The following is a 20,010-nucleotide window of genomic DNA, read 5'->3' on the forward strand; positions in this document are numbered from 1 at the left end:
TCGCGGGCCACGAGGACGATCGTCTCGGGTGCCGGATCCGGCACCGACCACGACGGAAGAGGCGGACCATGGCACGGAACGAACGACTGGAGATCGCGGACCTCGGCGGCCGCAGGGTCCTGGTGACCGGAGCGAGCGACGGCATCGGACTCGAGATCGCCGCGCGCTTCGCGGGGGCCGGCGCCGAGGTCGTCGTGCCGGTCCGGAACCGCGACAAGGGGGCCGCGGCCGTCGCCCGGATCACCCAGCAGCACCCGGGTGCGTCCGTCGTGCTCGAGGACCTCGACCTGTCCTCGTTGGAGTCCGTCGCGACGCTGGGGGACCGGTTGCGGTCCGAGGGCACCCCGATCGACGTGGTCGTCGGGAACGCCGGCGTCATGAACCCGCCCGAGCGGCAGACCACGCGGGACGGCTTCGAGCTGCAGTTCGGCACGAACCACCTCGGGCACGTCGCGCTCGTCGGCGGCCTCCTGCCGTTGGTGCGTGCCGCGAGCGGCCGGGTCGTGATGCAGACGAGCGTGGCGGCACGGCGGGCCTCGATCCGGTGGGACGACCTGCAGTCCGAGCGGGACTACGACGTCGCGCGGGCGTACGCGCAGTCGAAGCTCGCCTGCGCGCTCTTCGCACGCGAACTCGGCCGCAGGAGCCGAGCCGGCGGGTGGGGGATCACGACCGCGGTCAGCCACCCCGGCGTCGCACCCACGAACCTGCTCGCCGCACGGCCGGAGATCGGACGCACGGGTGACACCGTGGCCGTCCGGCTGATCCGGTGGCTGTCCGCGCGCGGGCTCCTCGTCGGGACGCCGGTCTCGGCGGCGGAGCCGGCCCTCCTCGCCGCGACCGACCCCGAGCTCGACGGCGGGTTCGTCGGTCCGACCGGGCCCGGTCAGCTCGGCGGACCGGCCGGACGCCGGGAGCCCTGGGCGCCGATGCTCCGGGACGAGGACGCCGCGCGGCTCTGGGACGTCTCCGAAGCGCTCGTCAGCTGATGATGTTGACCGCGCGCGAGATGACCAGGGCCAGCAGGATGAACCCGCCGATCGACTGGTAGGCCATGATCATCTTCGCGCGGACGGTCATCGGCATGGTGTCGGTCGGGCTGAACGCCATCATGTTCGTCAGTGCCACGTAGAGGTAGTCGAGGTACACCGGTCGCCAGGCGGCGGTCGCCGGGTCGGTCTCCTGCGGGAACTGGAAGTCCGCTTCATCGCGGGCGAAGAGGTCCGGCCGGCGGCGTGCCACCGGGCCGCCGCGGTCGAGCTCCCAGTACACGAGTCCGAACGCGATGATGCTGCTCACCCAGACCTGCAGCGCCGTCAGCAGCACCGCGCCCCCGTCGGGGTGCCCGTGCAGGAGCTGGTCGATCGTCCGGACGACGGTGAGCTGGTTCGCGACCGTGAGCAGGATCGCGAGGGCGAACGAGAGCCACCGGGACCACGTCGTCTCGCGGGTCAGGCGGCGCGGGTTGAACACCACGAGCGGGATGAGCAGCGACAGGCCGATCGCGGGGACGACCCACGACGGGAAGAACAGCACCTCGCTCGGCAGGAACAGGCTGAGCGCGAGGTTCACCAGCACCGCGACGGCGACCGGCGCACGGTGTTCGTGCTGGGGACGGGCTCGCCGGGTGCTCACGCGCCGAGTGTAGAGCGCCTCAGCCGGGCAGTTCGTCGGCCAGCGAGACAGCGTCAACGTCCTGCCCGAGCAACCGACCCGCGGCCCGGAGACCGGACAGCAGCGCGCCGTGGACGGTCGCCGGGTCGTCCCCCCACGTGGCCTCGCCGGCGAACTGCACGTGGCCGAACGGTGTGCCGAGCACGTCGTGGTCGTCCGGCGACGCCCCGACGTGCAGGTACGAGTAGGACCCCTTCGCGAACGGGTCGGCCGCCCACCGCGTGATCCGCACGGCCTCGGGCGCCGGCACGACCGGTCCGAACGCGTGGCGCAGTGCGGCGACGGCCTCGGCGAGGATCGCCTCGTCGGAGAGCGTCTCGAGTCGTCGGGCTCCCGCACCGCCGACGAGCGCCGCGAGCACGGGCGCGCCGGTCACCCGGGACATGTCGTACCAGGAGTGCCAGTCGACCCCGGCGGGACCCTGCTGACGGACCACCCAGTCACCGCCCCAGAACACCTCCGGGAACCGGAGGAACACCTTGTCGTAGACGCCCATCCCGAGTCGCTCGAGGGCACCGGCGGCCGGTCCGGACACCGGCGGCGTGAACGTGACGTCGCCGGCCTGCAGGACGCCGAGCGGGACGGTCACGATCGCGTGCGCGGCCGACACGGTCGACCCGTCCGCCAGGCCCACGGCGACCCGGGTGTCCGTCGACGACACCGACCGCACGACCGACGACAGCCGGACGTCGAGCCCGGACGCGAGGGCCGCGGCGTACTGCCCGTACCCGCCGGGGAAGACGACCTCGTCACCGGCGACGTGCTCCTCCTCGAGCCCGTGCGCGTCGAGGTCGGTGACGGGGGCGCCGCAGAGGTCCTCCGAGCGGTGCGCGGCGTACTCCCGCACCCGGTCGGCGCGAGTGCCGGACCAGCCGAGGGCCGACACGACGGACGCGACGACGTCGGCGTACGAGGTCCCGGGGGCAGCGTCGGCGACGGCACGGTCCAGCGCCGCGTCGACCGTGTGCAGGTCGGCGACGAACGACGCCGCGGCGGCACCGGACAGGGGTTCGCCCGACGGGTCGTGCCAGGCGATCGGTCGGCCGTCGAACTGGAAGCTGCCGACGGTGAACTCGACGGTCTCGATCCCGAAGGACGCCGCCAGTGACCACAGCGGGTTGCCGTCGATGCCGTGGATCCAGGACGCTCCGAGGTCGACGGGCACGCCGAGCTCGGTGTCGGTCCAGGTGCGCCCGCCGATGCGGTCGCGGGCTTCGAGCACGACGACGGACCGTCCGGCGCGTGTCAGTGCCCGGGCGGCGGCGAGACCGGAGACGCCGGCCCCCACGACGACGACTTCGGTGTCCATCAGTGGCCTCCTGTGAGTGGTGCCATCAGTCGTGCGGCCAGGCTGGGCCGTCCGGTCAGTGCTTCCTCGCGGTCGGCCAGGTCGGTCGCCACGAGCCCGGCGTTCGCGCCGAGGAACCGGAGCGGCTCCGGCTCCCAGTCCGGTGAACGGTGGTTCACCCACGGCAGCGCCGTCAGCGGTGAGGACTCCCCGCGCACGAGGTCGGCGAGCGTCCGCCCGGCCAGGTTCGTCGTGGAGAGCCCGTCGCCCACGTACCCGCCGGCGGTCCCCACGTGTCCGTCCCACGTCACCGAGGCGCACCAGTCGCGCGGGACGCCGAGCGGGCCACCCCAGGTGTGCGTGATCGGGGCGTCGGCCACCGCCGGGAACAGGTCGACGAGCGACGAGCGCAGGTGCGCGAAGACCCGCGGCACCCGGTCGTACCCGGCCGTGATCGACGACCCCCAGTGGTACCGGGCGCCCCGGCCGCCGAACGCGAGCCGGTCGTCCGCGGTCCGCTGGCCGTAGACGAGCAGGTGCCGGTAGTCCGAGAAGGTCTGCCCGTGCTCCAGGCCGATGCGGTCCCACACCGCGGACGGCAGCGGTGCGGTCGCGATCATGAGCGAGTACAGCGGCAGGATCCGCCGTTTCGTCTGTGCGAGCTGCGCGCCGTACCCCTCGACCGCGATCACCACGGCACCGGCCGAGACGGTCCCACGCGTGGTGACCACGCGCCCTGGAGCCCACGACACGGCGGGCGTGTGCTCCGCGATCCGGACGCCACGTGCCTCCAGGGCGGCCGCCAGGCCACGTACCAACGCTGCGGGCTGGACGCGCGCGCAGTCCGGGGTCCACGCGACGCCGGCCGAACCGGCGGCGTCGCCGGGGCGACCGTCGCGGTACGTCATGTCGTCGCCCCATGCGGCGGACGAGTCGACCTCGGCGCGCGCTGCGCGCTCCTGCACGGCGGAGCGGGCGTAGAGGACGGTGCCGCCCTTGACGTAGTCGCAGTCGACCTCGGCTTCGGACGCGGCGCGTCCGACCTCGTCGACGGTGTCGCGCATCGCGGCGCGCAGCGCGAGGGCCGCGTCGCGGCCGTGCTCCTCGGCGATCGAGGCGGCGGAGCGCGGGAACAGGGCGGAGCACCAGCCACCGTTGCGTCCGGACGCGCCGTACCCCGCGATCTCGCGTTCCACGACGACGATCTGGAGGCGCGGGTCGGCCTGGTGCAGGTACCACGCGGTCCAGAGACCCGTCAGTCCACCCCCGACGATGCACACGTCCGCCGTGGTGTCACCGTCGAGCGGCGGCCGGGGCGTCAGGTCGTCGCGTCCGGAGGACACGAGTGCGTCGAGCCAGAACGAGACGCCCCGGTAGCCGGTCACGGTCAGATCTTCGACGCGGCCTCGGACAGCACGCTCCGCAGGATCGACGTGATCTCGCGGAACTCCGGCTGCCCGATGGTGAGCGGCGGAGCGAGCTGCACGACCGGGTCGCCACGGTCGTCGGCGCGGCAGTACAACCCGGCGTCGAACAGCGCCTTGGAGAGGAACCCGCGGAGCAGACGCTCCGACTCGTCGTCGTCGAAGGTCGTCTTCGTGGCCTTGTCCTTCACGAGCTCGATGCCGTAGAAGTACCCCGCACCGCGGACGTCGCCGACGATGGGCAGGTCGAGCAGGGTGTCGAGCTCGGCCTTGAAGAGCGGGGCGTTCTGCTGGACGTTCTGCAGCAGCCCCTCTTCCTCGAAGATGTCGAGGTTCTCCATCGCGACGGCGGCCGAGACCGGGTGCCCGCCGAACGTGTAGCCGTGGTAGAAGGTCGTGTCGCCCTTCGAGAACGGCTCGAACAGCTTGTCGCTGATGATCGTCGCGCCGATGGGGGAGTACCCCGAGGTCATCGCCTTCGCGCAGGTGATCATGTCCGGCACGAAGTCGTAGGTGTCGCACGCGAACATCGTGCCGATGCGGCCGAACGCGCAGATGACCTCGTCGGAGACCAGCAGGACGTCGTACTCGTCGCAGATCTCGCGGACCCGCTGGAAGTACCCGGGCGGCGGGGTGAAGCAGCCGCCGGAGTTCTGCACGGGCTCGAGGAAGACCGCGGCGACGGTGTCCGGGCCCTCGAACTCGATCATCTCGCGGATGCGCTCGGCCGCCCAGAAGCCGAACTCCTCCTCGCTCTCGCCGGCGAAGCCCATCTCGGCAGCGCGGTAGTAGTTCGTGTTCGGGACGCGGAAGCCACCGGGGGCGAGCGGCTCGAACATCTGCTTCATCGCGGGGATGCCGGTGATCGCGAGCGCGCCCTGCGGGGTGCCGTGGTAGGCCACCGCGCGGGAGATCACCTTGTGCTTCATCGGCTTGCCGCGGAGCTTCCAGTAGTACTTCGCGAGCTTGAACGCGGTCTCGACGGCCTCGCCGCCACCGGTCGAGAAGAACACCTTGTTGAGGTCACCAGGCGCGTGGTCCGCCAGGCGGTCCGCGAGCTCGATCGCCGCGGGGTGCGCGTAGGACCAGATCGGGAAGAAGGACAGCGTCTCGGCCTGCTTGGCGGCCATCTCGGCGAGACGCTTCCGGCCGTGCCCGGCGGCGACGACGAACAGGCCGGAGAGCCCGTCGATGTAGCCCTTGCCGTGGCTGTCGTAGACGTGGTGCCCCTCGCCGCGGACCATGATCGGCACGTCGGCGCCGGCCTGGTTCGCACCGTGCCGGGCGAAGTGCATCCACAGGTGGTCGCGGGACTTCTGCTGCAGGGCGGCATCGTCGACCGGGGCGAACGGGTCGTAGGAGCCGAGGCGGGTGGTCTGGTCGGACATGGTCATCGCGTTCCCCAGTCGTAGAGCTGTTTGCGGAGTTGCAGGTAGACGAAGGTCTCGGTGGCGGTCACGCCCGGGATGGCCCGGATCGTGCCGTTGAGCAGTTCGATGAGGTCGTCGTCGTCCTCGCAGACGACCTCCACCATGAGGTCGAAGCTGCCGGCCGTCATCACGAGGTAGTCGACCGCCGCGAGCTGCTCGAGCGCGTCGGCCACCTTGCGGGTGTCGCCGTTCACGCGGATGCCGATCATCGCCTGCCGGTGGAAGCCGAGCTGCATGGGGTCGGTGACCGCGACGATCTGCATGACGCCGGTCTCGGTGAGCTTCTGGACGCGCTGCCGGACCGCCGCCTCGCTGAGACCGACCGCCTTGCCGATCTCGCCGTACGGACGGCGCCCGTCCGCCTGGAGTTGCTCGATGATCCGCTTCGAGGTGTCGTCGATCGGTCCGGGACGTCGTGGTGCTGCCGCCATGCCGCACAGCATTGCAGTGACCATCGCGAGAAAGCAAGGGATTTCGTTGTGAACACCGTGTTTCGCGACGATTTCCGTTGTTACGGTTCGCCACAACCTGCGGATTCTTCTTCCGCGCCACCGGATTCCGTGCCAGTATCGCCGCCATGCTGGACACGACGAAGACAGCGACGGAGACGCACGACGTGCGCAACTTCGTCGGGGGCGCGTCCGTCGAGTCGCGTGCCGACAGCGCGTTCGACCTGGTCGACCCGACGACCGAGCGGGTCTACGGCACCTCGCCCGTGTCGACCGCTGCCGACGTGGACGCCGCGTTCACGGCCGCGAGCACCGCGTTCGCGACCTGGCGCCGCACCACCCCCGGGGAACGCCAGCTCGCGCTCTTCCGGATCGCCGACGCGATGGAGCAGCGGGCCGAGGAGTTCGCCGACCTCGAGTCGCTCGACACCGGGAAGCCACGCGCCACCCTGGTCGAGGACGAGATCCTGCTGTCCGTCGACCAGATCCGGTTCTTCGCCGGGGCCGCCCGCAACCTCGAGGGCCGGAGCGCCGGCGAGTACCTGCCCGACCACACGTCGTTCGTCCGCCGTGAGCCGATCGGCGTCGTCGCCCAGGTCACCCCGTGGAACTACCCGCTCAACATGGCGGTCTGGAAGTTCGCCCCGGCGCTCGCCGCGGGGAACACGACCGTCCTCAAGCCGAGCGACACCACGCCGCTCTCCACCCTGCTCCTCGCCGAGGTCGCCGCCGAGTTCCTGCCGCCGGGCGTCCTCAACGTCGTCGTGGGGGACCGCACCACCGGCGCCGCCATGATCGACCACCCGACGCCGCAGCTCGTGTCCATCACGGGTTCCGTCCGCGCCGGCATGGAGGTCGCCCGCGCCGCCGCCGGGGACCTGAAGCGCACGCACCTCGAGCTCGGCGGCAAGGCCCCGGTGATCGTGTTCGACGACGCGGACATCCCGTCAGCGGTCGCCGGCATCGTCGCCGCCGGGTTCTTCAACGCCGGGCAGGACTGCACCGCAGCCACCCGGCTGCTCGTGCAGGACGGCATCCACGACGAGTTCGTCGCGGCGCTCGCCGAAGCCGCCCGAACGGACGCGCAGACCGGCCCGGACGCGCCCACCCCGTACTTCGGCCCGGTGAACAACGCGAACCAGCTCGCCCACGTCCACTCCTTCGTCGACACCCTGCCCGACCACGCCTCGATCGCACTCGGCGGCAGTCGTGTCGGGGACCGCGGCTACTTCCACCAGGCCACGATCGTCTCCGGGCTGCGACAGGACGACCGCGCCGTGCAGCAGGAGATCTTCGGCCCGGTGCAGACGGTGCAGCGCTTCTCCACCGAGGACGAGGCACTGCGGTGGGCGAACGGCGTCGAGTACGGCCTGGCGAGCTCGGTGTGGACGACGGACCACGGTCGGGCCATGCGCTTCGCCCGCGACCTCGACTTCGGCTGCGTGTGGATCAACACCCACATCCCGATCGTCGCCGAGATGCCGCACGGCGGCTTCAAGCACTCCGGCTACGGCAAGGACCTGTCGCAGTACGGCTTCGACGACTACACCCGCATCAAGCACGTCATGTCCTACATCGGCTGACCCAGCGACGACACCGAACCCGACCCGAGCAGCACCAGCAGCAGCAGGAGGCACCATGGCAGTGACCGGCACCTTCGCCGAATCGGGAGCCGATCTCCGGCTCGAACAGATCACCAAGTCCTTCCCCGGACACACTGCGGTCGACGCGCTCGACCTGACCGTCCCGGCGGGGTCGTTCTTCGCCCTGCTCGGCCCCTCCGGCTGCGGGAAGACCACGACGCTCCGGCTCGTCGCCGGGCTCGAGGAACCCACGAGCGGCACGATCACGATCGGCGGGCGGGACGTCACCGACACGAAGCCCTACCAGCGGCCGGTCAACACGGTGTTCCAGAACTACGCGCTGTTCCCGCACATGAGCGTCCTCGACAACGTCGCGTTCGGGTTGAAGCGCCGCCGGATCCCGGACCCGATGACGAAGGCGCGGGAGGCCCTGCACCTGGTCGAGCTCGAGGACTCCGCGAACAAGCGTCCCGCGCAGCTCTCCGGCGGCATGCAGCAGCGCGTCGCCCTCGCCCGGGCGATCGTGAACCGACCGGCGCTGCTCCTGCTCGACGAACCGCTCGGTGCGCTGGACCTGAAGCTGCGGCACCAGATGCAGCTCGAGCTGAAGACGATCCAGGCCGAGGTCGGGCTCACGTTCCTGCACGTCACCCACGACCAAGAGGAAGCGATGACGATGGCCGACACGGTCGCCGTCATGAACGGCGGTCGCATCGAGCAGATGGGCAGCCCCCAGGACCTGTACGAGCTGCCCCGGACCGCGTTCGTCGCGAACTTCCTCGGGCAGTCGAACCTGCTCGAGGGCGAGGTCCGCGGCACCGAGGGCGGCCTGCTCGTGGTCGCGACGGGGGCCGGGACCCTCGCCGTCCCGGCCGCGCGTGCCGTCGCCACGTCCGGCCGCGTCGTCGTCGGCGTCCGGCCGGAGAAGCTCAAGATCCGCACCGCCGAGCCGGCGCACGAGGCCGGCCGCAACATCCTCGGCCCGGGTCGCGTCGTCGACGTCTCGTTCTCCGGCGTCAGCACGCAGTACCTCGTCGACGTCCCCGGCGCGGGTCGCGTCTCCGTCTTCGCGCAGAACTCGAAGGGCGGGCCGCGGATCGCGACCGGCACCGAGGTCTGGCTCACGTGGGGCGTCGACCACGGTTTCGGCCTGGAGGCGCACCCCGCGTCCGACGCGACCGTCACCGCCGGAGCCGACCCGCGCCTCCAGTCCGCACCCGCCACGGCAGGAGCGGTCGCGTGAGTCGCCCCGACCTGGTGCGCGGACTGACGTCCGCGCGGGTGAGCCGGCGGGGCTTCCTCGCCGGCGGCGGCGCTGCCGCCGTCGCGGCCCTCCTCGCCGGGTGCAGCATCAAGGGATCCGCGGCGTCGATGGGTCCCGCCGTCGACTGGACGGCGTTCTGGAAGGACGCGAAGCCGACCAAGGAACTCAACTTCGCGAACTGGCCGCTGTACATCGACTCCGACCACGGCAAGTCCGAGTCGCTTGCACTGTTCAAGCGGGAGACCGGCATCGCGGTCGACTACCAGGCGGTCATCCAGGACAACGCGACCTTCTACGCGACCGTCTCGCCGATCCTCCGGGCGCAGGGTGCCACCGGCTACGACCTCGTCGTGATGACGAACGGGTACGAGCTGACCGAGATGATCGACAACGGCTTCGTCTGCGAACTCGACCACTCGCGGCTGCCGAACTTCGCCGCGAACGCGTCCGACTCGGTGAAGGACCCGATCTACGACCCGGGCAACAAGCACTCGGTCGTGTGGCAGACCGGGTTCACGGGGCTCGCGTACAACCCGAAGTACACCGGCCGGAAGATCACCTCGTTCAAGGACCTGCTCGATCCCGCGTTCAAAGGACGCATCGGGCTGATGAGCGACAACACGGAGCTCGGCTCCCTGGCACTGCTCGCGCTCGGGATCGCCCCGGAGCAGTCGACGCCGGCGGACTGGCGGAAGGCACAGGAGTGGCTTCGGCAACTCCGGCCGAACGTCACCGGGTTCTACGACCAGAGCTACATCAACCGGCTCGAGAACGGTGACACCTGGATCACCCAGGCGTGGTCCGGCGACGTGTTCCAGGCGCAGCAGTCCGGGTTCCCGCACCTGGAGTTCGTCACACCTGAGGAGGGGCAGATGACCTGGCACGACAACATGCTCATCCCGCGGCAGGCCTCGAACCCGGTGTCCGCCCTGGAGTGGATGAACTTCTACTACACGCCGAAGGCCGCCGGCATCGTCGAGGACTACGTCAACTACGTCTGCCCGGTGCCCGGCGCCGAGGACTACGTCCGGAACGAGCTCGACGACCCGACCGTGGCGGACAGTCCGCTGGTGTTCCCGTCGGAAGAGGTGTTGGCAAAGTCGCACGAGTTTCGGGTGTTCAAGAACTACGACGAGTACTCGGAGTGGAACGGCATCTTCAACGCGGTGGTGCAGTCGTGACCGCCCTGTCGGTGGGCGCGCCGCCGTCCGTGCCGATCCGGCGGGGCCGGCGTCGGAGCACGCCGTTCCTGCTCGCCCTGGTCGGCACCGCGTACCTCTGCGTGTTCTTCGTCATCCCACTCGTGTCGGGGCTCATCGTCTCGCTCATGTCGGGCAACCCGGACGACGGCTACACGTTCACGTGGAACTTCGGGATCTACTCGTCCCTGTTCGTCGACCCGCAGGTGCCGTACCTGACCTTCCTGCTCCGATCGCTCTGGTACGGCTTCGCGGCAACGCTGGTGACCATCATCGTCGGGTACCCGGTCGCCTACTTCATCGCGTTCCGGGTCTCGCCGCGGTGGAAGAACCCGCTGCTCATGCTCGTGTTCGTCAGCTTCCTGGTGTCGTTCATCATCCGGACCGACATGTGGGCGTTCGTGCTCGCGTCGCAGGGGCCGGTCGTCACCTTCCTGCAGGGGATCGGGATCGCCGGCAAGGACTTCCACATCCTCGGCACCGGCGGTGCGGTCGTCTTCGGCGACGCGTACAACGACCTGGCGTTCATGGTGCTGCCGATCTACGCCGCACTCGAGCGCATCGACCCCCGGCTCGGTGAGGCCGCCAACGACCTGTACGCCGGGAAGTTCCGGGCGTTCTGGCACACCACCCTCCCGCTGTCCCGGTCCGGCATCTTCGCCGGGGTGCTGCTCGTGTTCATCGACTGCGTGGGGGACCCGGTGAACTCGGCGCTGCTCGGCGGCACGAACACGTACACGATCGGCCAGGCGATCCAGGACGCCTACTCCGGCAACCAGCAGTACAACGTCGCCGCCGCGCTGTCGACCGTGCTCATGGTCGTGCTCGGCATCATCCTGTTCATCTACGCCCGCGTCTCCGGCACCGACGACCTCGAGGACCTCGTATGACCGCCGTCGCACCCACCCGCTCGTCCACCGCCCCGACGTCGCCCGTCACCGGCGCGACCGGTCGCCTGCCCGGCCGGCACGGCGTGAACCGTCGCGGGCCGTGGCTCGCCATCGTGTACTGGGTCGTCATCGCCATCACCCTGGTGCCGATCGTCTACATGATCGTGTACTCGTTCAACGACGCCCCGACGAACCGGCTGTCGTTCGCCTGGAACGGCTTCACGACCTACTGGTACGCGAACCTCGTGAACGTCTCCGGGCTCGGGCAGGCGTTCGTCACCTCGGTCGTCATCGCGTTCCTCGCCGCTCTGATCTCCGTCGCGATCGGCCTCCCGCTGGCCCTGGCGCTCGAGCGGTACCGGTTCTTCGGGCGCGGTGCCGTCAACGCGGTCGTCTTCGCGGACATCGCGGCGCCGTCGATCGTCGTCGGGTCGGCGTCGCTGTCGTTCTTCCTCTCGATCGGCCTGGGCACCGGGTTCCTCACCGTGCTGCTGACGCACGTCGCGTTCGACGTCGCCTACGTGGTCGTGGTGCTCCGGGCGCGGATCGCGGGGACCTCCCGAGCGCTGGAAGAGGCCGCGGGGGACCTCGGGGCGACACCGTTCCAGGCGTTCCGGCTCGTGACGCTGCCGCTGCTCGCGCCGGGCATGCTCGCCGCGGGACTCCTGGCGCTGGCGATGTCGATCGACGACTACGTGATCACGTCGTTCGTCGCCGGGCCCTCCGTGACGTTCCCGCTGTTCGTGTACGGCGCCGCGAAGGCCGGGATGCCGCCGCAGGTGCTGTGCTTCGGGACGCTGGTGTTCGCGGTGGGGCTGCTCGTCGCGCTGCTGAACGGGGCGCTGAACCGGCGCTTGACCCGTACCCGCGGCTGACGCCCGGAGCTCCCCGCACCCGTCGTACGCGAGTGCGGGGAGCCCTGTCTCAGTCCTTCCGGACCAGGTCGACGAGGAGCCTGGCGAGGTTCACGAGCAAGCCCGCGACCCCCAGCCAGAGCACCTGACGCCTGGGCTTGGGATCGGTGTCGTTCGACATCGAGACCACCTCCGGTGTCAGCGCCGGCGGACACGAGGAGCGGTGGGCCGGGACGGGCGTGCGATCGGGCCGGAGCTCGATTACACTGGACCCGAGCGTTGGACTCGGGACGGCGACTGCCCGTCCTCGGCTTTCCACTCGGAGAGCAAATCGAAGCCCATCACCGTTGGCGCGGTGGTGGGCTTCACCCTTGCCCGGGAGCACCACCCGGCGGTGGGGTCCTCCCGCGATCAGCCTCGGTGATACTTCACCGTCCGGTGCCGAGCAGGCGGTCGGCGGTGCGGAGCGACAGCGCCATGATCGTGAGCGCCGGGTTCGCGATCAGGGAGCTCGGGAAGACCGAGTTGTCGACGATCCACATGTTCGGCACGTCCCACGACCGACCGGCGTCGTCCACGACCGAGTTCCCCGCGTCCGTGCCCATGCGGGCGGTCCCGACGGTGTGCGCCGTGCGGTCGAGGACCCGGACGTCCTTCCCCCCTGCGGCCTCGACGATCGCCGTCATGGTGCGGACCGCGTGCTTCGTGATGGCCTCCTCGTTCGACCCGGGCGAGAACGTCACGCGGGCCTTCGGCACGCCGTTCTCGTCCAGCTCGTCGGACAGGACCAGCCGGTTCTCGTCGTACGGCAGGCACTCGGCGTTGATGCCGACGCCGGCCATGCGCGGGTAGTCCTGCAGGGCGCGGACGAGTTCGGCGCCGCGGAGCCCACCGCCCCGGACGAGCGAGGTGGTCAGGGTCAGCGGCTGCACGCCGAGGCTCTGGATGAGGTAGCCACCCGCGAAGTCCGCGTCGGCCGGGCGGACGAAGTCCTCGGTGATGATCGACGACGGGTACCCGCGGTACGACCGCATCGACTCGTCGAAGGTCCCCCACACCTGGGTCGCCCCGTGTGCCGTGAAGTTCCGGCCGACCTGGCCGCTGCTGTTCGCGAGCCCGGTGTGCAGCAGCAGTCGGGGCGTCTCGATCCCGCCGGCTGCGAGCACGAGCGCCCGGCAGCGCTGCCGGTGGTCGCGACCACCCTGGCGGTACACGACCGCTTCGACCTCGCCGCGGGCGTCGAGCTCGATGCCGTGCACGAACGCCTCGGCGCGGATCTCCGCTCCGAACGCCACCGCCGCCGGCAGGTACGTGGTGTCCATCGACACCTTCGCGCCGTTCCGGCAACCCTGGTGGCAGGACCCGCACGCGACGCACGCCTGCCGGAGGCCGTGGTGGTCCTGGTGCCGGTCCTCGGTGGTCAGGCCGACGGGGGCGTCCGTCGCGGTGATGCCCACGGCAGCCGCGCCGCGGATCATCATGTCCGACGAGGCGTTCCGCGCCGGCGGTCCCATCCGGTAGCGGCGGGCCGGGTCCCACGGGTAGTGGGCGGGACCGGCGACGCCGACGTCGTGCTCGACCTGCTCGATCCACCCGGTGAGCTCGGCGTGGTCGATCGGCCAGTCCTCGCCCTGCCCGGAGTCGGTGCGGAGCCGGATGTCGTGCGCGTTCGGCCGCGGCGTGAACGCGCCCCAGTGCAGGGTCGAGCCGCCGACGCCGGTGCCGCTGTTGTTCGGGCCGAACGCGGTCGGTGCGCTTCCGCCGCTGATCCGCTCGTCCATCCAGTTGACGTCGCCGGGGGCCTCGACCTCGTCGGGTGTGTGGTCGCCCGGCTCGGTGTTCCGGCCGGCCTCGAGTGCCACGACGCTGAGGCCGCGTCGGGCGAGGCTGGCGAGGAGGGGTGCGCCGCCGGCTCCGGTGCCGACGACGACCACGTCGACGACCTCGGCCTCGCTGTGGTGGCGCTGGTGGTCGAGTCTCATCGTGCGGCTCCCGTCGGTTCCCAAGCTTCGCGTTCGCCGGCACCGAGCAGCAGGAAGCCCTGCTTGCGGAGCCCGTCGCCGCCGGTGGCGAACCCGTCGTAGTCGACCGCGGCCATCGTCGCGGGGTGCGCCATCCACTGCTTCGCCAGGTCGACGGCGGCGTCCTCGGCCCACGCCTGCAGCTGCTCGGAGTCCAGGCCACCCGACACCGGTGTGTACACGCCCGCGGTGATCGACCCCAGGACGACGGCGAGGTGCTCGTCGCCCTGGGTGGCATCCGCCTGGAGGGCGTCGAGCCCGGCTCGGTAGGCGTCGACGTCGGCGGGCAGTCCGTCCGGTCGCCAGCCGTCCCCGAGTCCGTCGGCGAGCTGGTCGTCGACGCGCAGCGCGAGGTCGACGGGCCGGTCACCGGGCTGCGGCACGACGACCCGGGCCAGGGCGCGGAGGGTGTCGAGCTGGCCTCGGGTGAGGGCCCGGGGCTCGCGGTCGGGGGCGTCGGGCAGCGAGCGGACCGCGAGGATCCCCCGGGTGCGGGCGCTCACGCGCGGGGAGGCGATCACCCGGGCGGTGTCGGCGGGGACGACGGGACCGTGGTCGACGCGTCGGCGCCAGAAGTCGCGGATTCGGTCGGCGACCTCGTCCGGCTGCTCCCACGGCAGCAGGTGCGCGGCCCCGGGGACGACGTCGAACTCGCCGGCGGACCAGTGCGGCAGGTTCAGCGAGCGTTGGGCGTCCGGGCCGAGGTCGCCGTCCTCGGCGCCGGCGAGCACGAGCGCGGGGACGGGGTTCGCGGGGAACACGGTCGACCAGTCCTCACGGCTGCCGCGGAGGAGCCAGTCGGTCCAGGCCTGCGGGAGGGCGCGCTGCACGTCGTGCACAGCGGTGGCGTGCGGTTCGGGGGCCAGGCGGGACGCGGTGTTCGCGTCGACGAACGTCTCGGCCTCGTCCGGTCCGATCTCGCCGTCGGCCGCCCACCCGAGCATGGTCGCGCGGCGCTCGTCGTCCATCGGCTCCGGCGACAGCGGCGACGCGGCGAGCAGCACCACGGCCCGGAGTCCGAACAGGCCGTTCGATCCGTCGACGGTGCGGGAGGCGACCACGGACGCGACCTTGCCGCCCATCGAGTGCCCGAGCAGCGCCCACTCGGTGACCCCGCTGCGACCGATCGCCCGCTCGACGAGCACGACCATCTCCTCGACGGTGGTGCCGGTCGCAGCGGTGCTCGTCCCGAAGCCGGGCAGGTCGATCCCGACCAGATCGAGCGTCCCGGCGAGACGGGTGCGGAGGCCCACGAACTCCTCGGAACTCGAGCCGAGGGCGTGCAGGCAGAACACGGTGGTGGGCATCCTTCGTTCCTACGTGCCGGCGTGCCGACGCTCACAGCACCGCTGTACCCCGTGTTTCGAACATGCGAAGATCGGCGGAGGCCCGGGCGGAACCGATGGTGGCGACGGTAGGTTCCAGCCATGAGTGCAGAGCTGACGCTCGGCGCCGAGGAAGAACTGCACCTCATCGACCTCGAGTCCGGCCGACTTTCCGCGAAGGCCCCGCGCCTTCTGCCCAAGCTGCCCGCCGATCGCTTCGGCGCGGAACTCCAGCGGACCACCATCGAGACGAACACCCCGGTCGTGCGGACCCTCGACGACCTCAGACGCGTGATCGTCGACCTCCGCACCGAGCTGAGCGCCGCGATCGCCCCCGCGGGAGTCACGATCGCAGCGGCCGGCACCGCACCGCGCTCCGAGTACGCCGACTTCGAGCTGACGAGCGGCGGCCGCTACGGCCGCATGCAGGAGCAGTACCGGATGCTCGTCGACGAACAGCTCATCTGCGGCCTGCAGGTGCACGTCGGGGTGAGCGACCGTGACCTGGCGGTGCAGATCGCCCAGCGGGTGGCCCCGGTGCTGCCCGTGCTGCTGGCACTCAGTGCCTCGAGTCCGTTCTGGAACGGGCAGGACACCGGGTACTCGTCGTTCCGGAGCATCATCTGGCAGCGCTGGCCGTCCGCCGGCAGCTTCGGGCGGGTGTCCGACGCGGCCGAGTACGACAAGGTGCTCGACGACCTCATCGCGTCCGGCGTCATCGCGGACAAGAAGATGGCGTACTTCGACGTCCGCCCCTCGTCGCACGCGCCGACGCTCGAGCTCCGGGTCTGCGACGCGACGCCGATCGTCGACGATGCGGTCCTCATCGCCGGGCTGTTCCGGGCGGCCGTCCGGAAGGCCGAGAAGGCGGTCGAGTCCGGTGCCGAGTGGCACCCCCGGAGCGAACCCCTGCACCGGGCCGCGATGTGGCAGGCGGCGCGCGGTGGGCTGACCGGCGAACTGCTCGGCCTCGGGCAGCACCCGGAACGGCTCCCCGCCGAGACCGCCGTCCGGCAGCTCGTCTCCCGCCTGCGTCCGGAACTCGAGGAGCTCGGGGACTGGGGCACGGTGGCCGAACTCGCCGAGGACACCCTCGCCCGCGGCAACTCCACCGACCGGCAGCGCACCGCGTACGCCGAGCGCGGCGAGCTCGACGACGTCGTGGCCTCTGTGGTCGAGGACACCGCCGGGACTCCCTCCGGCCGCAGCGAGCACCCGACCGTGACGCTGCCGTCCTACCGCGTCCGCGCCGGCGACGAGGCGGTCGGCCCCGGTGCCCGACCGCGCCCCGCCTTCCGGGACCTCGCCGTGTTCTTCCGCGACTGGGACGCCGAGACCACGATCGACCGGTGCGCCGCCCGCGACGCCTGGACCCGCGAGCACGAGGTGGGGTTCGTCGTCGACGGCGGCGTCCAGGCGTTCGGGTGCGACCTCGTCCCGCGGACGATCAGCGCCTACGAGTGGAGCCAGCTCGCCGCAGGGCTCTCGCAGCGGGCCCGTGCCGTCGAGCTGTTCCTGCGCGACGCGTACGGCGAGCAGCGGATCGTCGCGGACGGCGCGATGGACGCGCACCAGTTCGTCGGTGCGAACGGCTGGGACCCGGACGCGAAACGCCTCCCCGCGTCGGCCGTCCGTGCGCCGGTGATGGGCTTCGACCTGGTCCGGAACGAGTTCGGCGGGTGGCGCGTCCTCGAGGACAACGTCCGGTCGCCCTCTGGCGTCGCGTACGGCATCGCCCTCCGCGAGCTCATGGACGACGTGGTGCCCGATGCGCCGCGTCCCGCGAACCTGCGCGACCCGGCGAGCGTCACCGCGCGCCTCCGCGACACCCTGCGGACCAACGCGACCGCCGTCACCGGCAACCCGGACCCCGTGATCGCACTGATCAGCGACGGCCCCGCCGCCGGCGCGTGGTTCGAGCACCGCAGGCTGGCCGACGGGGCCGGGCTGCGCCTCCTGGCCGACACCGACCTGGACGTCCGCGACGGCCACGTCGTCGTCGCGGCGACCGGCGAGGTCCTGGACGGGCTGTACCTGCGGATCGACCGGGACGCGAGCGCCCTGACCACCGAGCGCACGCCGGACCTGGGCGCCCGGATCCTCGACGCGGCCGAGGCCGGGCGGGTGCACCTGGCCAACGCGCCGGGCAACGCGCTCGTCGACGACAAGGCGATGTACGTCAACGTGCCCGACCTCATCTGGTACTACCTCGAGGAGAAACCCCTGCTCGACTCGGTGCCCACCTACCGCACGAGCATCGAGGGCGAACGGCTCTCCGTGCTCGACCGCGTCGGCGAACTCGTCACGAAGCCGGTCGACGGCGAGGGCGGCCGGGACGTCCTCATCGGCCCGAGCGCGAGCGCCCCCGAGGTCGCCGAGCGACGGCGCGCGATCGCCGCCGACCCCGCGGGCTGGGTCGGCCAGGAGGTCGTGCAGCTCTCGTCGCACCCGACCATCGGGCCGGCGGGGCTCGACCCCCGGCACGTCGACCTCCGTGCCTTCGTGTACGTCACGGGGACCGGTCCGGACGACACCCACCTCGCCGACGTCGCGCTCACCCGCGTCGCCCCGGAGGGCAGCATGGTCGTGAACTCCTCGCGGGGTGGCGGCGCCAAGGACACCTGGATCATCGGAACGGCAGGGGACAGCTGATGTGTGGACTCGCGGGCGAGATCCGGTTCGACGGGACGTCCCCGGACGTCGGCGCGGTGGCCCGGATGACCGGGTGCCTGCGGCACCGCGGCCCCGACGGCGACGGACTGTGGGCGCGTGGGCCGGTGGCGCTCGGGCACCGCCGGCTGTCGATCGTCGACCTGTCCACGGCCGGGGCCCAGCCGATGGCGGTCCCGCGGCTCGGGCTGACGATCGCCTACAACGGCATGGTCTACAACTACCGGCAGCTCCGCGACGAGCTGCACGGCAAGGGGCACACGTTCGACTCGACCTCGGACACCGAGGTGATCGTCGCCGCGTACGCCGAGTGGGGCACGGCGTTCGTCGACCACCTGATCGGGATGTTCGCGATCGCGATCTGGGAGCACGCGAGCGGTCGGCTGGTGCTCGCCCGCGACCGGCTCGGCATCAAGCCGCTGTACGTCGCCGAGGTCCCGGGCGGGATGCGCTTCGCGAGCTCGTTGCCGGCGATCCTGGCGGCCAACGGCGGCCCCGGGGGCAGCGTCGACACGTCCATCGACCCGGTCGCCTTCGCGTCGTACATGACCTTCCACTCCATCGTCCCGGCGCCGCGGACGATCCTGACCGGCGTCGGCAAGCTGCCGCCCGCCACCGTCCGGGTGGTCGAACCGTCCGGCGCGTTCCGCGACACCACCTACTGGGAGCCCCGCTTCGAGCGCGACCCGGACAGGGCCGACTGGAGCGACCAGGACTGGCAGGAGGCCTTCACCGCGAAGCTCCGCACCGCGGTCGAGCGCCGCATGGTCGCCGACGTCCCGGTCGGCGTGCTGCTCTCCGGCGGGATCGACTCGTCCCTCGTCGTGGCGCTGCTCGCCGAGGCCGGGCAGCAGGACCTCGCCACGTTCAGCATCGGCTTCGAGTCGGCGGGCGGGGAGTCCGGCGACGAGTTCGAGTACTCCGACGAGGTCGCGCGCCACTTCGGCACCGACCACCACCGCATCCGGGTCCCGTCGTCGCGCCTGCTCGACGGCATCGACGGTGCGATCCAGGCGATGAGCGAACCGATGGTCAGCCACGACTGCGTCGCGTTCTACCTGCTCTCCCAGGAGGTCTCGCAGCACGTCAAGGTCGTGCAGTCCGGTCAGGGTGCGGACGAGGTGCTCGGCGGGTACAGCTGGTACCCGCCGCTCGCGTCCGTCCCGCGGGACCAGGCCGCCGAGGTCTACCGCTCGGTGTTCATGGACCGCCGCTGGCCGGCGCTCCAGCCACTCCTCGGGGAGCGCTGGCGGAGCGACGACGACACCCCGTCGGCGTTCGTGGACGCCTCGTTCGCGGTCCCGGGAGCGGAGACCAGCGTCGACGCCGCGCTCCGCAGCGACACGATGACGATGCTCGTCGACGACCCGGTGAAGCGCGTCGACAACATGACGATGGCGTGGGGACTCGAGGCGCGCGTGCCGTTCCTCGACCACGAGTTCGTCGAGTTCGCCGGAGCGATCCCGCCCGAGCTCAAGCTCGCCGACGGCGGCAAGGGCGTCATGAAGCGTGCGGCCCGCGGCATCGTTCCAGACGCCGTCATCGACCGGACGAAGCGGTACTTCCCGGTGCCGGCGATCCGCCAGCTCGAGGGACCCTACCTGGAGCGCGTCCGGCAGGCGCTGCACGCCCCGGAGGCGCGGGAACGCGGGCTGTTCGACCCGGGTACCGTCGAGCGGATGCTCCAGGACCCGAACAGCACGCGGACCGAGATCGGCGCGAACGCGCTCTGGCAGCTCGGCCTGATCGAGATGTGGCTGCAGCACCAGGGGGTGCGGTGAGCGTGCCTGGGCCCACGCGGGCCGGTTCCGACGCGTCGCGGAGCTTGCGGAGCGACGTGGCGGCCGAGCCCGTGGGGAGAGGCGCGGCACCAGTCGCGTCGTCGGCCCGCGTCGAGCAGGCGGTCGACCTGGGCGAGCGCCTCGTCGCGGCCTGGGGA

15 protein-coding genes are annotated in these 20,010 nt (G+C 71.4%); 8 read left to right on the forward strand and 7 right to left on the reverse strand.

From position 1 onward, the window contains the following. Positions 1 to 68 precede the first annotated feature (68 nt). Entirely contained in the window at positions 69 to 989 is a 921-nt protein-coding gene (locus tag CRP27_RS15365; protein WP_097181464.1) for an SDR family oxidoreductase, read from the forward strand. Here the strand turns inward: CRP27_RS15365 and CRP27_RS15370 are convergent. The 5 genes from CRP27_RS15370 to CRP27_RS15390 are packed head-to-tail and all read right to left on the reverse strand — an operon-like array spanning position 982 to position 6,247. Beyond that, entirely contained in the window at positions 982 to 1,635 is a 654-nt protein-coding gene (locus CRP27_RS15370; protein WP_255257610.1) for a DUF1345 domain-containing protein, read from the reverse strand. The two genes, CRP27_RS15365 and CRP27_RS15370, sit on opposite strands and share 8 nt — an antisense overlap. A gap of 19 nt (positions 1,636 to 1,654) precedes the next feature. Further along, on the reverse strand, positions 1,655 to 2,983 hold the full coding sequence (locus CRP27_RS15375; RefSeq protein WP_101686014.1) for an NAD(P)/FAD-dependent oxidoreductase: 1,329 nt from the start codon (positions 2,981 to 2,983) through the stop codon (positions 1,655 to 1,657). Continuing rightward, the gene (locus CRP27_RS15380) at positions 2,983 to 4,347 is read right to left on the reverse strand and encodes an FAD-binding oxidoreductase (RefSeq protein ID WP_097181465.1); all 1,365 of its coding nucleotides are present in this window, start codon (positions 4,345 to 4,347) and stop codon (positions 2,983 to 2,985) included. Before CRP27_RS15380 ends, CRP27_RS15375 begins: the two co-directional genes overlap by 1 nt. Before the next feature lie 2 nt (positions 4,348 to 4,349). Next, entirely contained in the window at positions 4,350 to 5,774 is a 1,425-nt protein-coding gene (locus CRP27_RS15385; RefSeq protein WP_202818718.1) for an aspartate aminotransferase family protein, read from the reverse strand. A 2-nt stretch (positions 5,775 to 5,776) separates the two neighbouring features. After that, positions 5,777 to 6,247 carry an Lrp/AsnC family transcriptional regulator gene (locus CRP27_RS15390; protein WP_097181577.1) on the reverse strand — a complete coding sequence of 157 codons (471 nt, stop codon included), beginning with the start codon at positions 6,245 to 6,247 and terminating at the stop codon, positions 5,777 to 5,779. A gap of 146 nt (positions 6,248 to 6,393) precedes the next feature. Between CRP27_RS15390 and CRP27_RS15395 the strand changes: the two genes are divergently transcribed. From CRP27_RS15395 to CRP27_RS15415, 5 genes are read left to right on the forward strand one after another with little or no spacing between them, the layout of a single operon-like run. Next, complete coding sequence (locus CRP27_RS15395; protein WP_097181466.1) at positions 6,394 to 7,848, forward strand: gamma-aminobutyraldehyde dehydrogenase; 1,455 nt, start codon at positions 6,394 to 6,396, stop codon at positions 7,846 to 7,848. A 55-nt stretch (positions 7,849 to 7,903) separates the two neighbouring features. Then, a complete protein-coding gene (locus CRP27_RS15400) occupies positions 7,904 to 9,091 on the forward strand; it encodes an ABC transporter ATP-binding protein (protein WP_097181467.1) in 1,188 nt (395 codons plus the stop codon). Continuing rightward, on the forward strand, positions 9,088 to 10,293 hold the full coding sequence (locus CRP27_RS15405) for a PotD/PotF family extracellular solute-binding protein (protein ID WP_097181468.1): 1,206 nt from the start codon (positions 9,088 to 9,090) through the stop codon (positions 10,291 to 10,293). Before CRP27_RS15400 ends, CRP27_RS15405 begins: the two co-directional genes overlap by 4 nt. After that, positions 10,290 to 11,201, forward strand: coding sequence for an ABC transporter permease (locus CRP27_RS15410; RefSeq protein ID WP_097181469.1), 912 nt, complete (start codon positions 10,290 to 10,292; stop codon positions 11,199 to 11,201). The genes CRP27_RS15405 and CRP27_RS15410 overlap by 4 nt, the downstream gene beginning before the upstream one ends. After that, positions 11,198 to 12,076, forward strand: a complete 879-nt coding sequence (locus CRP27_RS15415; RefSeq protein ID WP_079237639.1) for an ABC transporter permease — start codon at positions 11,198 to 11,200, stop codon at positions 12,074 to 12,076. Before CRP27_RS15410 ends, CRP27_RS15415 begins: the two co-directional genes overlap by 4 nt. Before the next feature lie 407 nt (positions 12,077 to 12,483). On the opposite strand, the gene CRP27_RS15425 is transcribed toward CRP27_RS15415, so the two are convergent. Continuing rightward, complete coding sequence (locus tag CRP27_RS15425; RefSeq protein ID WP_097181471.1) at positions 12,484 to 14,037, reverse strand: GMC family oxidoreductase; 1,554 nt, start codon at positions 14,035 to 14,037, stop codon at positions 12,484 to 12,486. Further along, complete coding sequence (locus CRP27_RS15430) at positions 14,034 to 15,383, reverse strand: alpha/beta hydrolase (protein WP_097181472.1); 1,350 nt, start codon at positions 15,381 to 15,383, stop codon at positions 14,034 to 14,036. The genes CRP27_RS15425 and CRP27_RS15430 overlap by 4 nt, the downstream gene beginning before the upstream one ends. Positions 15,384 to 15,503: 120 nt before the next feature. Between CRP27_RS15430 and CRP27_RS15435 the strand changes: the two genes are divergently transcribed. Both CRP27_RS15435 and CRP27_RS15440 read left to right on the forward strand, forming a co-directional pair. Beyond that, positions 15,504 to 18,053: a carboxylate--amine ligase/circularly permuted type 2 ATP-grasp protein gene (locus CRP27_RS15435; protein ID WP_097181473.1), complete on the forward strand. Its 2,550-nt coding sequence runs from the start codon at positions 15,504 to 15,506 to the stop codon at positions 18,051 to 18,053. Then, positions 18,053 to 19,852, forward strand: coding sequence for an N-acetylglutaminylglutamine amidotransferase (locus tag CRP27_RS15440; RefSeq protein WP_097181474.1), 1,800 nt, complete (start codon positions 18,053 to 18,055; stop codon positions 19,850 to 19,852). Before CRP27_RS15435 ends, CRP27_RS15440 begins: the two co-directional genes overlap by 1 nt. The last annotated feature ends 158 nt before the right edge of the window (positions 19,853 to 20,010 follow it).

This window comes from Curtobacterium sp. 314Chir4.1 (genome assembly GCF_900215175.1).
Taxonomy (GTDB): Bacteria; Actinomycetota; Actinomycetes; order Actinomycetales; family Microbacteriaceae; genus Curtobacterium; species Curtobacterium pusillum_A.